Annotated in this window: 14 protein-coding genes; 12 read left to right on the forward strand and 2 right to left on the reverse strand. The window is 69.9% G+C overall.

Annotated elements, in window-relative coordinates:
- Window position 1 precedes the first annotated feature (1 nt).
- Window positions 2–2,341: a PAS domain S-box protein gene (locus K7W41_RS14820; RefSeq protein ID WP_224610042.1), complete on the forward strand. Its 2,340-nt coding sequence runs from the start codon at window positions 2–4 to the stop codon at window positions 2,339–2,341.
- 606 nt (window positions 2,342–2,947) lie between these two features.
- Here K7W41_RS14820 and aat read toward each other — a convergent pair.
- Both aat and K7W41_RS14830 read right to left on the reverse strand, forming a co-directional pair.
- Window positions 2,948–3,589, reverse strand: a complete 642-nt coding sequence (gene aat / locus K7W41_RS14825) for a leucyl/phenylalanyl-tRNA--protein transferase (RefSeq protein ID WP_224610044.1) — start codon at window positions 3,587–3,589, stop codon at window positions 2,948–2,950.
- A 3-nt stretch (window positions 3,590–3,592) separates the two neighbouring features.
- Window positions 3,593–4,018, reverse strand: coding sequence for a PaaI family thioesterase (locus K7W41_RS14830; protein WP_224610046.1), 426 nt, complete (start codon window positions 4,016–4,018; stop codon window positions 3,593–3,595).
- Window positions 4,019–4,104: 86 nt separating this feature from the next.
- On the opposite strand from K7W41_RS14830, the gene recF reads away from it, so the two are divergent.
- The 11 genes from recF (at window position 4,105) to K7W41_RS14885 (ending at window position 15,551) form a co-directional block, all read left to right on the forward strand.
- Window positions 4,105–5,217: a DNA replication/repair protein RecF gene (gene recF, locus K7W41_RS14835; protein WP_224610048.1), complete on the forward strand. Its 1,113-nt coding sequence runs from the start codon at window positions 4,105–4,107 to the stop codon at window positions 5,215–5,217.
- Complete coding sequence (locus K7W41_RS14840; protein ID WP_224610050.1) at window positions 5,214–6,080, forward strand: DUF721 domain-containing protein; 867 nt, start codon at window positions 5,214–5,216, stop codon at window positions 6,078–6,080. Before recF ends, K7W41_RS14840 begins: the two co-directional genes overlap by 4 nt.
- Window positions 6,081–6,254: 174 nt before the next feature.
- A complete protein-coding gene (locus K7W41_RS14845) occupies window positions 6,255–6,917 on the forward strand; it encodes a MogA/MoaB family molybdenum cofactor biosynthesis protein (protein WP_224610052.1) in 663 nt (220 codons plus the stop codon).
- On the forward strand, window positions 6,907–7,707 hold the full coding sequence (locus K7W41_RS14850; protein ID WP_224610054.1) for a hypothetical protein: 801 nt from the start codon (window positions 6,907–6,909) through the stop codon (window positions 7,705–7,707). The genes K7W41_RS14845 and K7W41_RS14850 overlap by 11 nt, the downstream gene beginning before the upstream one ends.
- Before the next feature lie 164 nt (window positions 7,708–7,871).
- The gene (gene truD / locus K7W41_RS14855; RefSeq protein ID WP_224610057.1) at window positions 7,872–8,963 is read left to right on the forward strand and encodes a tRNA pseudouridine(13) synthase TruD; all 1,092 of its coding nucleotides are present in this window, start codon (window positions 7,872–7,874) and stop codon (window positions 8,961–8,963) included.
- Window positions 8,960–9,343, forward strand: a complete 384-nt coding sequence (locus tag K7W41_RS14860) for a hypothetical protein (protein WP_224610059.1) — start codon at window positions 8,960–8,962, stop codon at window positions 9,341–9,343. Before truD ends, K7W41_RS14860 begins: the two co-directional genes overlap by 4 nt.
- Before the next feature lie 5 nt (window positions 9,344–9,348).
- Window positions 9,349–9,783 carry a DUF3293 domain-containing protein gene (locus tag K7W41_RS14865; RefSeq protein WP_224610060.1) on the forward strand — a complete coding sequence of 145 codons (435 nt, stop codon included), beginning with the start codon at window positions 9,349–9,351 and terminating at the stop codon, window positions 9,781–9,783.
- 372 nt (window positions 9,784–10,155) lie between these two features.
- Window positions 10,156–11,913, forward strand: coding sequence for an ATP-binding protein (locus tag K7W41_RS14870; RefSeq protein ID WP_224610063.1), 1,758 nt, complete (start codon window positions 10,156–10,158; stop codon window positions 11,911–11,913).
- Window positions 11,914–12,289: 376 nt separating this feature from the next.
- Window positions 12,290–13,549 (forward strand): ABC transporter substrate-binding protein, encoded by a 1,260-nt coding sequence (locus K7W41_RS14875; RefSeq protein ID WP_224610065.1) that lies wholly within the window; start codon window positions 12,290–12,292, stop codon window positions 13,547–13,549.
- Window positions 13,550–13,687: 138 nt separating this feature from the next.
- Window positions 13,688–14,617 (forward strand): carbohydrate ABC transporter permease, encoded by a 930-nt coding sequence (locus tag K7W41_RS14880; RefSeq protein ID WP_224610067.1) that lies wholly within the window; start codon window positions 13,688–13,690, stop codon window positions 14,615–14,617.
- 13 nt (window positions 14,618–14,630) lie between these two features.
- Window positions 14,631–15,551 (forward strand): carbohydrate ABC transporter permease, encoded by a 921-nt coding sequence (locus K7W41_RS14885; protein ID WP_224610069.1) that lies wholly within the window; start codon window positions 14,631–14,633, stop codon window positions 15,549–15,551.
- Window positions 15,552–15,607: the final 56 nt, after the last annotated feature.

Consider the following 15,607-nt stretch of genomic DNA (forward strand, 5'->3'; position numbering starts at 1 on the left):
CATGTCCCAGCTCAGTGAACACAGCCCGGTGGCGCGGCTGGCGGCGCTGGTGCAGGGCGTGGTCTGGGAGGCCGATCCCCAGACCCAGCGCGCCACCTTTGTCTCCAGCTGGGTTGAGCCCCTGCTGGGCTTTACCCCACACGAGTGGATGAGTACCCCCCACCTCTGGGTCAGCCGCCTGCACCCCGAGGACCGCGACCGGGTGCTGGCCTCGCACGCGCGCAGCCTGGAGACGGGCGAACCCACCTCGGTGGAATACCGCTTTCTGGCCGCGGGTGGCCGCACCGTGTGGGTGCGCGACCTGGTCACGCCGCTGCTGGAGGGCGGCCGGGTGGTGGCGCTGGGTGGGGTGATGCTGGACATCACCGCCGAGCGGGCGCAGCAAGACGCCCTGGCCGCTGCCCTGGGGCGGTTTGAGAAGGTCTTTGAAGCCAGTCCCATGGGCATGGCCCTGGTCGGCACCAGCGGCGAGATGCAGCATGCCAACGCGGCCTTCGGCGCCGTGGTGGGCGCGACGCTGGAGACGGTGTTTCCGGCCGGTGACCCGGCGCACGCTGGCCTGTGGACCGTGCCCGCACAGCTGGGCATCCTGCAGGCCGCCCTGAACGCGGGCGCGGCCGTGCACGATCTCCATGCCCAGTGGCGCCGGACCGACGGCGAGGTGCGCGACGTGCTGCTCTCAGCCGAGTCGCTGGACCCAGAGGCGGGCGTGGCGCTGCTGATGGTGCGCGATGTCACGGCCCGCTTTCAGGCCGAGGCGCGCCTGCGGGCCAGTGAGCGGCGTTTCCGGGCCCTGGTACAGCGCAGCAGCGATCTGCTGACGGTGATCAGCCCCAGCGGCAAGGTGCGCTACGCCAGCCCAGCCATGCAGGCGGTGCTGGGCCACGATGAGGAAGAGGCCCTGGGGGAGCAGGTGCTGAATTACATGCACCCCGACGAACACGCGGCCATCCGCGCCGAGTTCGCCAAGGCGGTGTTTGGCGGCCCCGGCGCGACCTCGCGCCTGACCAGCCGCTTTCGCCGCCGCGACGGGCAGTACCGCTGGCTGGAGTGGGTGGCGACCAACCTGCTGGACGACCCCGATGTGCAGGGCATGGTGATGAACTCGCGCGACGTCACCGACTGGGTTCTGTCGGAGCAGGCCCTGAAAGAAAGCCGGCGCACCTTCGAGGTGCTGTTTGAGGCCTCGCCCGACGGCGTGATGCTGGTGGATTTTGCCGGCGAGATGCCCATCCTGAAGTGCAACGAGGTGGCGGCGCGCATGAAGGGGTATGCCCCCGAAGAACTGATTGGGAAAAGTACCTATGTGGCCCTGCCCAACGGTGAGGCGCTGCTGGCAGACCCCGCAGCGAACGAGGCCTTCCGCACGCGCGTGCGCGAGGCAGGGACCCTGCGCTTCGAAGCCGAGCACCTGCGCCGCGACGGCTCCATTTACCCGGTCGAGATCAACCTCGCGCTGGTGACGTTGCAGGGGCGCGAGATGCTGCTGAGTGTAGAGCGCGACATCAGCGAGCGCCGGGCCGCCGAAGCCGCGCTGCAGGCCAGCCAGGCGCGGCTGCTGTCCAGCGAGAAACTGGCCGGGCTGGGGCGCCTGACCGCCGGCCTGGCCCACGAGATCAACACGCCGCTGGCCGCCACCCTGAACGAACTGCACGAAGCCACGCGCCTGGCCCAGGAGTACCGGGATTCGGTGGGCCACCCCGAGGTCACCGACGACGACCACCGCGAGATTGCCCGGGAACTGGCCACCAGCCTTGACGCCGCGCAGCGCAACCTGAGCCGAATTGGCGACTTTATCCGCAAGATTCGTGGCCACACCCGCGACACCGTCTCTGAGCGCCGCACCTTCGACGCGGTGGCGGGCGTGGAAGACACGCTGACCATGCTGGCCCACGAGGCCCGCGCCGCCAAGGTCAATCTGCTGTTCGAGCGCCCCCGGGAGGGCGTGACCTTGCAGGGCGAGCCGGGCCGCCTGACCCAAGTGGTGACCAACCTGGTGGTCAATGCCATCCACGCCTGCCCGCCCGGGGCCAATGTCACGGTGCGTTTTGGGCAGCAGGCCGGCGCGCGCACCCTGGAAGTCGAAGACACCGGCAGCGGCATCCCCGAAGACGTGCTGCCGCGCATTTTCGAGCCCATGTTCACCACCAAGGAAGTGGGCAAGGGCACGGGTCTGGGCCTGTCCATCATCCACGACATCGTGACTGGGCACTTTGGCGGCGAGATTCTGGTGGACACCCGGCTGGGCCAGGGCACCACCTTCACGGTGACCTTTCCCGGCCTCGCCCCTTTCACCGGAAAGGCGGCCGTGCAGGTCGCGCCGGGCGTTGAAAGCGGGTAGGGGGGCTGCCCCTCTCCCTGGGCAAACCTCCGGGGAGAAAAACCCACTCACCCCGTGAGTACGGCCTGCCGTCCATGTCCGGGACATCCAGACAAGAGTCAGATGGTCCTCTCCTGCGGCGCCTTCCAGGCGCAACTCCCAGAAATCCGTCTTTTTTTCCTCTGCTGCGCAGCCCGGCCGGGAACCTGCTGGCAGGTTTCAGAAGCCGTATGACACGCCGCAGGCCGCCTCCACATAGAGGCGGCCTGTGACGGTCACTCGGTGCATGGCGCGGTCTGGGCGCCGCCCCCAGGGGATGTGGGGGTTATTTCAGCTGGCAGGGGGGCCAGCCGGGCTCGCCGCAAATCGGGGGGGTTTGGGGCGGAAAGGGACCAGAGGTGGCCCCAGCACTGCTGCCCAGCACCAGCGCCGCCACCAGTACAAACACCGCTTTCTTGACCATAAGCCTCCTTACGGGCAGGAGCGTGCCCTCCTGCCGCTGCGCCTCGTTTGTGCTGAATTGTCGAGGTGCTTTTACCCTAGGCGCGGCCCCGGCCAGGAAACAGGCTTGCTTTTGGATGAGTGTTGTGAATTATGGGCAAAGGCCCCCAATCCCCCAGCCGGGCTTCAGGGCACGGCTTCCTCGTCCTCCAACGTCACATCCAGCGCCAGGGCCGCCTTCAGCTGGGCGCGGTAGGCGCGGCCCCCCACCTCCTTCACCCCCAGGGTCTCCAGGTGGGGGGTCAGAATCTGGGCGTCCAGCAGGGCAAAGCCACGGGCGTGCAGACGGCGCGCCAGGCCAATCAGCGCCGCCTTGCTGCCGTTCGTCTGGCGGTGAAACTTGCTCTCGGCGATAAAGGCGCCGCCCAGCACCAGCCCCAGCACGCCGCCGGCCAGTTCGCCGCCGCGCCACGCCTCGAAGGAATGGGCGAGGCCCGTAGCGTGCAGGTGCTGGTAGATGGCGGCCAGTTCCTCGCTGATCCACTGCCCGTCGCGCGGGGGGCTGCCCGGCAACTCGCCCCGGCAGCCGGCCAGCACCTCGGGGAACGCGGTGTTCACCTTCAGCTCAAAGTGCTTCAGCTCGCGCCCCAGGCGCCGGGGAATGTGCAGGCCGTCGTCTTCGGTCAGGGGCACCAGGGCGCGGTTTTCTACCGTGTAAAACTGCAGCCCGTCGCCGTTGTCCATTAAAAAAGCGCCCTCGGCGTAGGCGCGCGCCACCTCGCGCGTCAGGGGGTCGGGGCTGCGCAGCCAGGGCTCGGCGGTGGGCACAGCCTAGCGGGGGTACAGCACGGCCTGCGTGCAGCGGAAGAGCGCCATCAACTTGCCGGCCTCATCGTGCACCTCGGCGTCCCAGACCTGGGTGGTGCGCCCAGCGTGGACATTGCGCGCCTCGCAGGTCACCCGGCCCGCGCGTGCGGTGCCCAGGTGGTTGCTTTTCAGTTCAATGGTGGTAAAGCCGCTCGCCCCTTCTGGCAGCAGCAGGCGCGTGCCGTAGCCGCAGGTGGTGTCGGCCAGGGCCACCACGCTGGCGGCGTGCAGAAAGCCGTTGGGGGCCAGCAGTTCGGGGCGCACCGTCAGTTCGCTGCGCAGGCGCTCGCGCTCCACCTGGGTAAAGCGAATGCCGATCAGGCCGGGCAGGTGGCCTTCGCCCAGGGCGTTCAGGGCCTCGGGGGTGGGCAGGGGGGCAGGCTGAGCCATGCCGCCCAGCCTACCGCGCGGAGCGGCATGGCCAATGGCGGCCCCCGCCGCTGAAGAGGGGCGGGGCCGGCGCCTAGAATGGGCGGGTGCGTCTGGACTCGCTCTCCACCCTGAACTACCGGAACCTCGCCCCCTGTACCCTCCGCTTTCCGGCCGGGGTCACGGGCGTGTTCGGGGAAAATGGCGCGGGCAAGACCAACCTGCTGGAAGCCGCCTACCTCGCCCTGACCGGCCAGACCGATGTGAGCCGCCTGGAACAGCTGGTGCAGTCCGGCGAAACCGAGGCCTACGTGCGCGCCGACCTGGAATCGGGGGGCAGCCTGAGCGTGCAGGAGGTGGGCCTGGGGCGCGGGCGGCGGCAACTCAAGCAGGACGGGGTGCGGGTGCGCACCGGCGACCTGCCCCGGGGCAGCGCGGTGTGGATTCGCCCCGAGGACAGCGAACTGGTGTTTGGGCCCCCGGCGGGGCGCCGCGCCTATCTGGATTCGCTGCTGTCGCGCCTGAGCGCGCGCTACGCCGAGCACCTGGCCCGTTACGAGCGCACGGTCTCGCAGCGCAACGCCGCGCTGCGCGGCGGCGAGGCCTGGGCCATGCATGTGTGGGACGACGCGCTGGTGCGCCTGGGCACCGAGATCATGCGGGTGCGCCGCCGCGCCCTGGTGCGCCTGAACGAACTGGCCGCCGAGGCCAACGCGGGCCTGGGCAGCCACAAACCCCTGACCCTGAGCCTGCAGGAATCCACCACCCCCGAGACCTACGCCGCCGACCTGGCCGCCCGCCAGAGCGAGGAACTGGCGCGCGGCTCCACCGTCACCGGGCCCCACCGCGACGACCTGCTGCTAACCCTGGGCGACTTTCCGGCCAGCGAATATGCCAGCCGGGGCGAGGGCCGCACCGTGGCCCTGGCGCTGCGCCGGGCCGAACTGGAACTGCTGGCCGAGCGCTACGGCGAGCGTCCGGTGCTGCTGATTGACGACTTTTCGGCCGAACTGGACCCCGGGCGGCGGGCCTTTTTGCTGGACCTGGCCTCCAGCGTGCCGCAGGCCATCGTGACCGGCACCGAGCGGGCCCCGGGCGCGGCGCTGACCCTGCGCGCCCACGCCGGGCGCTTTACCCCCGAGGGCGAGGGGGCCGGGGGCGGGGCGACAGAGGCCGACGCCGTGCCCACCGAAGCACCCGTGGCCGAGGTGGGCACATGACCCGGGGCCGCCGCCTGAGCGGCCCGCTGCGCCTGGGCGACCTGATGGGCGCCACCCTGGGCACCGCCCGATTGACCCGGGGCATTCAGCGCGCGCGCGCCATCCTGCTGTGGCCGCAGGCGGTGGGGCCGGAGATCGCCCGCCTGACCCGCCCGCGTACCCAGCAGGGGAGCACCCTGTTCATAGAGGTGCGAGACAGCGCCACCGCCCACCACCTCAGCATGCAGCGCCACCATTTTCTGCGGGCGCTGAACGCCCTGCTGGGCGAGGGCAGCACCCCACTGACCGAGATCCGCTTCAGCGTGGGCACCGTGCGCGAGGCCCCCGCGCCGGTCACGCCGCCGCCGCTGCCCGCCCCGGACCGCGCGCGGGCCCGCCAACTGGCCCAGGGCGTCAGCGACGATCTGAAACCTGCGGTGCTGCGGGCCGCCGAGGCCATCACCCGGGCCCGCAAGTGGCGCGAGGAGCAGGGCTGGCGCCCCTGCCCGGTGTGCGGCGAGGCCAGCAAGGAGCAGCCCTGCCGCGCCTGCACCCTCACCCTGGCCGACCCCAACGTGAAGCGCGCCGCCCGCACGCTGCTGCGCGCCCCGGAGCGCCTGGACAGCATGCGCGAGGTGCTGGGCAACAGCGGCGTTCATGCGGCGCGGCATCTGGCCCTGGAGCAGCTGAGCAGCCAGCTGGACCTGCTGGCCCTGGAATGCGTGCGCAGCGGCCAGGACAACGGCTACCGCGATTTTCTGGAGCAGCAGGCGCAGGTGTATCTGGCCCTGCTGCTGCGCCGTCCCCGGGGTGCGCTGCGCCGCAGCGACCGCGCCGCCCTGCCCGAAGCCGCACGCAACGTGCTGAACGCCGGACCCGGCTGAGGGCGGCGCACGCGGCGGGCGAAACCCCACGCCCTTCGTTCCGGGTGCCGCTGCAAGGGCGGCAATACCCCCTCCCCCGCTGTGCAGCACCCCCTCCCCCGCTGTCCAGCCCAGCGCGCCGCCTGGGCCCCAAAGCTCTGCCAGAGGCAGCGGCCCGCACTCTATGCTGGGGGCATGACCCAGCCTCGCGGCCCGCAAGCGCCCACCCCCGACACCGGCGCCGCCAGCCACCGCCAGCGCGCCCCCCGGGCCGTGCGGGTGGCGGTGCTGACGATCAGCGACACCCGCACCCCGGAGACCGATGAAAGCGGCGCCTACCTGCGCGCCGAACTGCAGGCCGCCGGGCACGAACTGGTGGCCTACCGCGTGGTGCGCGACGACGCCGTGGACATCCGCTCGGCGCTGGTGCCCTTTACCCGCGAGGCCACGGTGGTGCTGTGCTCTGGCGGCACCGGCATCACCGGGCGCGACGTGACGGTGCCGGTGGTCGAGAGCCTGATCACCAAACCGATCCCTGGGTTCGGGGAACTGTTCCGTATGCTCAGCTACCAGCAGGTGGGCGGCGCGGCCATGCTGTCGCGGGCGGTGGCGGGGCTGGTGCGCGGCGCGGTGGTGTTTGCCATGCCCGGCAGCTTGAATGCCGTGAAAACCGCCTGGGAGGGCATCCTGAAAACCGAGATCGGGCACCTCGCCTACGAGATCGAGCGGCAGGCCCAGCCCGGGGTGCTGCCGGGCGCCCCGCTGGCCACCCCGGCCAGCGTGCCCCCGGCGCCGGGGGCGGGCGGCGGGGTGGCCACCGGCATCGGGCGGCACCGCAAGGGTGGCCGTGACGAGTGACGGCTGGGCGGCGTGGCCGCTGCAGGGCGCGCCGGGCGAACTGGGCGCGGCGCTGGCGGTCATGGGCACCGTGCTGGCCGCGTACTGGCTGATCCGGGTGGGGCAGGCGGCCCGGCGGCAACTGCGCCCGGCGGCGGCGTGGTGGGCCGCCCCCGGCCTGGGGCTGCTGCTGCTGGCCCCCGTGCTGGACGTGCCCGCGCTGTTTGGCCTGGGCGCGGCGCTGCTGCTGCTGGCCGAATACTGGCCGCGCGCCTTTCGGCCGGCGGCGGGGCGTCCTGGGGTGGGCTGGCCGCTGGTGGGGCTGGTGATGGGCGCGGCACTGGCGGCAGGGCTGCTGCGCCGTGGCCTGGAACCCGGCACGTTTTTTGCCGCGCTGGTCCTGCTGCTCTGGAGCGCCGGGGCGTTTGTCAGCGCCGCCCTGTTCCGGCGCACCGCCGCGCCCACACCGCTGGGGTTCTCGGCCCGCTGGAAAACGCCGGTCACCCCGGCGTGGCCGGAACTCAGCGTCACACTCTCGGCGCGGGGCGCCCACCTGCGCAACGTCTCCGGCACGCGGCTGTGGCTGGCTGGGTGGTCGCCGGCCGGGGTCAATGCGTGGTACCGCGTGCGCACCGAGCGCGGCGAGGCCGTGGTCGAACTGGCCGCGGGCCAGGAGGCGGTGCTGCCGGTGTCGGCCTACGATTCTGGGGTGAGGGTGTGGTACGCCCCCGCGCGCACCCCGAGCAACACCCACCTCTTCCGCGCCGACTGGACGCCGCCAGCCCACGCCGAGCACCGGGTTCTGAATTAAAACCCCAGCGCGCCCCTGTTCATGTCTGGCTGGCACTGGGCGGCCACTGCGCACTGGGGCCTTATGGGCACTGGACCTTTGCCCCCCACCTCCCCCACTGCCGGGCACCGTCCAGGGGCCTTTCTCACGCCACTCTAGAACGTGCGGGCTATGGTGGGCGAATCGTGAGTCTGGTGTTTGACTGGTCGGCGCTGCGCGCCCTGACAACCGAGGCGGGCACAGGCGGGACCCTGCGCCAGCACCCGCAGGACTTCCGGGTGGAAGAGCTGCCTGCCTACCCGCTGTCGGGCGAGGGCGACCACCTGTTTGTTCAGCTGGAAAAGATCGGCCACACCACCGCGCACGTGCTGCGCGAACTGGGCACGCAGCTGGGGGTCAAGGACCGCGATATCGGCGTGGCGGGGCTCAAGGACCGCCACGCGGTCACCACCCAGTGGCTGAGCCTCCCGGCGCGCTATGAAGCCCGGCTGGAGCAGTTCGCCTTCAGCGGCGTGCGGGTGCTGCAGGTCACGCGGCACACCAACAAGCTGGGCTTGGGCCACCTGCGGGGCAACCGCTTTGTGGTGCGGGTGCGCGGCGCCCCGGGGCAGGCGGAGCAGGCCGCGCGCCTGCTGGCGCACCTGCAGAGCAGCGGCGTGCCCAACTACTTTGGCCCGCAGCGGTTTGGCCTGGGCGGGCTGAACGCCGAAGAGGGCCTGCGCGTGGTGCGTGGCGAGTCGCGCGTGCGCGACCCCCGGGTGCGGCGCTTTCTGACCACGGCCCTGCAGAGTGTGGTGTTTAACGCCTTTGTCAGTCTGCGCCTGGAACGCGGGGTCTTTGACGCCCTGCTGGCCGGCGACATGGCCAAGAAACACGACACCGGCGGTGTGTTTCAGGTCGAGGACGCTGCCGCCGAGTCGCCCCGCGCCGCCCGGGGCGAGGTCAGCGCCACCGGCACCCTGTTTGGCAAGAAGGTGCGCCCCCTGAGCGCCGAAGCCGGGGAACTGGAGCGCGAAGCCCTGGGCACCCTGGGCCTGAGTCCCGAGATGTTTCACTCGCGCAAGGGCGACCGCCGCCTGACGCGGGTGTTTCTGGAAGAAGCCAGCGTGGAGCCTGCGGACGACGGTTATGTCCTGGCCTTCGCCCTGCCGCGCGGCAGTTTCGCCACCAGCGTGCTGCGCGAGATCATGAAGACCCCCGTGGACGCCCCAGATACCGACAGTCCGGACACCGAGGGCGGGGCCACCGAATCCGAGGACGAAGGAGTCAGCGCATGAATGCCCGTTTTCTCTGGCCGCGTGCCGCTCTGGCCGCGCTGCTGTGCGTGGGCACAGCGCCCTCTGCCCAGGCCCTCTCCCCCACCCTGACCCTGAAGCTCACGCACGGCGGCGCCCTGCTGAGCGGCGCGCTGCGGGTGGCCCGCGCCGACGAACTGACCGGGGTCTGGAGCAGCGTGGGGCGCGCGCGCATGCTGCGCTGCACCCCGCGCTGCGAAGTCGTGGAGATGCTGCCCGTGCCGGGTGTCCTGAACCTGGGCACCGGCAGCAGCTACCGGGTGGTGCTGGGCGGCACCTTCAAGGTGGGCCAGAAGGTCAGCCTGGTGCTGCGCTACCGCAACACCCAGATCACCAACCTGATGGCCACGGTGGCCCGCTGACCCCCGTGCCGGACCCCGCCCTGCGCGCCGCCTTTCTGGGCGCACATTACGGCCTGAGCGGCACCCGCGTGTCCCTGCAGGGCACCGCGCCCGGTTTCCGGCCCGCGTGGGCGCCCCCAGGGGGCCGCTGGGCCATGATCACCGCCTACAACCCCGGCGCGCAGCCCCAGAGCCACGCCGACAACGTGGCGGCCCATGCCCGGCTGCGTGAACAGGCCGCCCCCTGGGCCCCGCTGGAGACGGTCAATGGCAGTGGGCCCCACGCCGAACCCAGCCTGCTGCTGCGCGGCGTGCCCCTGCGCGAGGCCGCCGCATTGGGCCGGGCCGCCGGGCAGGTCGCCATCGTGTGGGGCGTGGGCCACCGCGCTGCCCTGGTGTGGCTGCCGGGGGACAGGGTGCAGGTTGAGCGGCACTGGCTAAGCCCTGTGACCGAGGAATAGAAGAGTCGAAAAGGGTCGTGGCGCCAACAGGGTGGGGTGCTGATCGGCAGGGAACGAGGGACGGGCATGGGCAGAACGCCCTGTACGAGGGGGCGCTGCCCACTGCGGTTCTGCTGCTTCCCTCTGCCTTGGCTTCAATGAGATTCGCACCGGATGCCCGGGACGAGCGCCCGGCACAGCGTTTTCTACGTTTTGACCGCGGCCTTTGCCCGCGACCAGCCTTGCCAAGCCGAGCCGCCGAGCAGGCTTCGTCGAGAGGGCCCCCACGCCAGCCCCGCCCAGGTCGAGCTGAGCGCCTTACCCCTTCTACCCCTCTCCCCCAACGGGGTCCCCGGCCCCTGTTGACCCGGCCCGGCGGTATACTGCCCGCTTGTGACGCTGGACGCGACGGACGCCATCTCGCCGCTGGGGGTGCTGCCCCCACCGGGGCCGACGTGCATTCACCTGCCGCTGAACGTGACCCCCCAGGAGCTTGCCCGCTACGCCGTGGGGCTGGCCAACGCACGCGGCGGCACCGTGCTGGTGGGCGTGGATGTGGTGGAGCAGCCCCAGCCCCCTGAACGCGACGCCGGCGAACTGCATCCCCTGATGGTCACCCACGCCATCTTTGAGCTGTCGGGCGGGCGGCTGACGGTGAATGTGCAGCACCACCGCCTGCCGGGCGGCCTGAAGGTGCTGGCGGTGTTCGTGCCGCACGCGCCCTATGTGCTGGCGGCGCCCGACGGCTCGGTGATCGCCTGGGACGGGGCGCATCTGGTGCCGGTCACGCCCTCGGCGGCCGAGCCGGTGGCGGCGCCCGACTACACGGCCACCGTTCCCCCCGACGCCTCGCTGGCCGACCTGGACCCCGCCGAGGTGGCGCGCCTGCGCAGCCTGGGGCGACGCCTGAGCGCCTCGGCGCTGCCGGACCTGGACTTTCTGCGCGAACTGGGCCTGCTGCTGCCCAGTGGCGGGGCGCTGCGGCCCACGCTGGCGGCCATTCTGCTGGCCGGCACCCCGGCGGCCCTGCGCGCGCACGTCCCCCAGGCCGAGGTGTGCTTTTACCACCACGCCACCCTGGACCCCGAGTTTCAGTTCCGCGAGGACCTGCTGCGCCCCATTCCGGCGCTGCTCACCCGGCTGGCCGAACTCATTCAGGCCCGTAACCGCTTTACCCCGGTGCAGGTGGGCCTTTTCCGCATTGAGGTCTGGGACCAGGACGAGGTGGTGTACCGCGAGGCGCTGCTCAACGCCCTGACCCACCGCGATTACACCCTGCGCGACGCCGTGCATGTGCATTACTTCCCCGACCGCCTGGAAATTATGAACCCGGGGGGGCTGCCCGGCGGGATTACCCCGGGGAACATCCTGCGCCACCAGCCCAAGCGGCGCAATCCGCTGCTGGCCGAGGTGCTGTCGCGCCTGGGGCTGGTGGAGCGCGCGGGCGTGGGCGTGGACAAGATGTACTCGCTGATGCTGCGCCACGGCAAGGAACCGCCAGAGTTCACCCCCTACCCCGACGCGGTCACCCTGGCGCTGCACAGCCCCGGCTTTGACGCCGAGTTCGTGCGCTTTGTGGCGAAGAAGCAAGAGGAGATGCAGACCCTCTCGCTGGACATGCTGATCGTGCTGTCGCTGCTGGCACGCGAGGGCGAGGCCACCCGCGCCCACCTGGCCCGCGCGCTGCAACTGCCCGAAGACCGCACGCCCCGGCTGCTGCGCGGCATGGAGGACCACGGCCTGATTGCCCGCGCGGGCGTGGGGCGCGGCATCGCCTACGTGCTGGGCGAGGAAGTGCGCGTGGCCCTGGGCCGCGAACGCGCCGTGCTGCCGGCCGCCCAGCCAGAGCTGCCCGCGCCTGTGGCCTCCGCACCAGCCCGGCCAGCACCAGCCCCCACCCCCGCCCGCCCCCGCCCCGAGCGCGACCCCGGCGCCCCCACCTCGGCCGAGGTGCGCGCCGCCGCCCTGACCCTGGCACGCGAACAGGGCCGGGTGCGCAACGTGGACCTGCGCGCCGCGTGTGGCCTGAACACCCAGCAGGCGTGGCGGGTGCTGCGCCGCCTCGTCCAGGACGGCCTGCTGCGCAAACTGGGCACCGGCACGCGCGACGCTGCCTATGAATTAACCCAAGGCGCCGGCCAACCGGCCTAACGATCACCCCGCCTTCTGAACCCAGCGCACTGGAGCGCCCCTCATGCATGGTGCGGGCAGCTTCAACATTCTGCATAGCATTGCCCAGTAAATCCGCTGTCCCTATGCGTTTTTCTTCCAATCGGCGCTCGGATTGGCAACTCCCGATCCAAGCACACCTCTTCCAACCACGGTTTCGTTCTTCCGCGCGCTGCTCAGGTTGAACAGGTTTTGTCGCTGCTCGGCCGCAATCCGTATCAGACAGCTTGGAACTGTTTCCATTGACAGGCTGGGGGCCGGCGTGTACGCTGAACGCTATCTGAAGTTCAGCAAGTGGAACCGCTTCATACCGGAAGCGGGCTGACCACCGGGTCGGCCGTCCACCCAAGGGGGATGCATGAAGAAAGCTGTTGCGCTGTTCAGCCTGTCCGCCGCCATTCTGGCCAGCTCTCACGCGGGCGCCGTGACCGTGACCCTGGCCTGCGGCGACGTGGGCCTTGAGCTGAAGATGTGTAAGGAGGGTGCCGCGCGCTGGGCCAAGAAGACGGGCAACACCGTCAAGGTCTTCGAGAGCCCCAAGCTGACCAACGACCGCCTGGGCCTGTACCAGCAGCAGCTGGCGGCCAAGAGCAGCGACATTGACGTCTACCAGCTGGACGTGGTGTGGCCGGGCCTGCTGGCCCAGCACTTCGTGGACCTGACCGGCAAGGTGCCGGCCAGCGAAGTGAACGCCCACTTCAAGGGCATCATTGACGCCAACACCGTGAACGGCAAACTGGTGGCCCTGCCCTGGTTCACCGACGCCGGGCTGCTGTACTACCGCACCGACCTGCTGAAGAAGTACGGCTTCAAGGCCGCCCCCAAAACCTGGACCGAACTGGCCCTGATGGCCAAGAAGATTCAGGACGGCGAGCGCAAGACCAACAGCGCCTTTAGCGGCTTTGTGTGGCAGGGCAAGAACTACGAGGGCCTCACCTGCGACGCCATGGAGTGGCTGGTGTCGTTCGGCGGCGGCACCATCGTGGACAGCACCGGCAAAATCACCATCAACAACGCCCAGGCCGCCAAGGCGCTGGACACCGCCGCCAGCTGGGTCAAGAGCATCAGCCCGGCCGGCGTCACCACCTACGACGAGGAAGCCGCGCGCGGCATCTTCCAGGCGGGCAACGCCGCGTTCATGCGCAACTGGCCCTATGCGTGGGCGCTGGGCCAAGGTAAGGACAGCAAGGTGGCCGGCAAGATCGGCGTGGCGCCGCTGCCCAGCGGGGGCGCGCGCAACGCCGCGACCCTGGGCGGCTGGCAGTTGGGCGTGAGCAGCTACTCCAAGAACCAGGACGCGGCCATCAGCCTCGTGCGCTACCTGACCAGCCCCGAGGAGCAGAAGATCCGCGCCATCCAGGGCACGTACAACCCCACCCTCCCGGCCCTGTACAAGGACAAGGACATTCTGGCGAAGAACCCCTTCTTCGGCAGCCTGTACAGCGTCTTTACCAGCGCGGTGGCTCGCCCGTCGGCCCCCACCAAGCTGAAGTACAACCAGGTGTCGCAGGCCTTCTCCACCGCCGTCAGCGACGTGCTGAACGGCAAGATGAAGGGGCAGCAGGCCGTGGCCAAGCTGGCCACCGACCTCGCCCGCATCAAGGGCCGGGGCTGGTAAACGGCGCGGGCCAGACCTGACGCGCACATGCGGGGGACACGCCCAGATCCGGGCTGTCCCCCCACGCTTATGCAGCCCCGCGCAGGGGCCCCCTGATGGCCCCACCCCCACACGCCCGTTTCAGGAGGTCCACGACCCATGACTGTCAACGCCACTGCCCCGGCGCGGCCCCGCCGCACGCGCGGCATTGAAGCGGCCCGCGCCCGGCAAGCCCTCTGGCTGCTGCTGCCCACCCTGATCGCTATTGCGCTGGTGGCGGGCTACCCGCTGTACCGCACCTTCTACTTCTCGCTGTTTGACGCCAACCTCACCAGCCCCGATCAGCGCACCTTTATTGGCCTGGACAATTTCTGGTTCACCACCGAAGACGGCGTGGCCGTGGGCTTCCTACAGGACCCCAAGTGGTGGGGGGCGGTGAAGAACACCCTCCTCTTTACGGTGGTCTCCGTGTTTCTGGAAACCGTGTTCGGCATGATTATCGCGCTGGTGGTCAACAGTGCCTTCAAGGGCCGGGGCCTGCTGCGGACCGCCATGCTGGTGCCCTGGGCGATTCCCACCGTGGTCTCGGCGCAGATGTGGGCATACCTCTACAACGATTCGTTCGGCCTGATCGGGCGCGGGCTGCTGGGTGGCCAGGCGGTGCTGGCGAACACCGACACCGCCATCTGGGCGCTGATCGCGGTGGACGTGTGGAAAACCACCTCGTTCATGGCCCTGCTGATTCTGGCTGGCCTGCAAAGCCTGCCGGGCGACATGTACGAGGCCGCCGATGTGGACGGTGCCAGCAAGTGGACCCAGTTCTGGCGCCTGACGCTGCCGCTGCTGCGCCCGGCCCTGCTGGTGGCGCTGGTGTTCCGCAGCCTGGACGCGCTGCGCGTGTTCGATGTGATGTCGGTGATGCTGGGCAACGTGAACGCGGCCAGCACCTCCATGACCGGCTACGCCCGGCAGGCCCTGATTGACAACCAGCTGCTGGGCATGGGCAGCGCGGTCAGCGTGGCGGTGTTCCTGATCATCATGGTGATCGTGGTGATCTACGTGACCGCCTTCCGCGTGAAGTTCGACTGAGGAGGGGCATGTCATGAACCTGAAAACCGCCAACCCCGCCCTGTACTACCTGCAGCGGACTGCCTTTTACCTGCTGGTGCTGCTGATCGCGGTCTATCTGCTGGCGCCCTTTGTGTGGGCCGTGCTGACCAGTTTGCGCTCGCCCGGCGACCTGTTCCTGACGCCCCGCGAATTCATTGCGGCGCCCACCACCCTGCAGAATTACGCGCAGGTCTTTTCCTACCCCAACTTTCAGCGTGGCCTGTTCTACAGCCTAATCGTGGCGGTGGGGTCAGTGCTGGTGAGCCTGCTCATCGGCTCCTTTGCCGCCTATGCTCTCGGCCGCTTCCGGTTCAAGGGCAAATCAGTCATCCTGTACATCATTCTGGGCGTGAGCGTCTTTCCGCAGATTGCCGTGCTGGGGGGGCTGTACTCTTTTCTTCAAGGCGCGGACAGCGCCCTGAATGCCGCGATTGAAGCCAGCTCGTCAGGCGTGCTTGACCGTGTGCTTGACGCTTTCAGGCTCTACAACCGTCCTCTGGGCCTGATCCTGTCGTATCTGATTTTCACCATTCCCTTCACGGTGTGGGTGCTGACCAGCTTTGTGCGGGACATCCCCGGCGAACTCGAAGAGGCCGCGCTGGTGGACGGTGCCTCGCCGCTGCAAACCCTGTTCCTGGTGCTGTTCCCGGTCATGATGCCCGCGCTGGTGACCACGGGGCTGCTGGCCTTTATTAACGCCTGGAACGAATACCTCTTCGCCCTGACCTTCACCAGCACCAACCGCACGGTGCCGGTGGTGATCGCCAACTACTCCGGCGCCACCCAGTTTGACCAGCCCTGGGGGCCCATCATGGCCGCCAGCATTGTGGTGACGGTGCCGCTCATCATTCTGGTGCTGGTGTTCCAGCGCAACATCGTCTCGGGCCTGACGGCCGGGGCGGTAAAGGGCTGAACCACCACAGGTCAACACGCGGCGGCGGCTTCCTGGATTGGAAGCCGCCGCCGCAT

Source organism: Deinococcus multiflagellatus (assembly GCF_020166415.1).
Classification (GTDB): Bacteria; Deinococcota; Deinococci; order Deinococcales; family Deinococcaceae; genus Deinococcus; species Deinococcus multiflagellatus.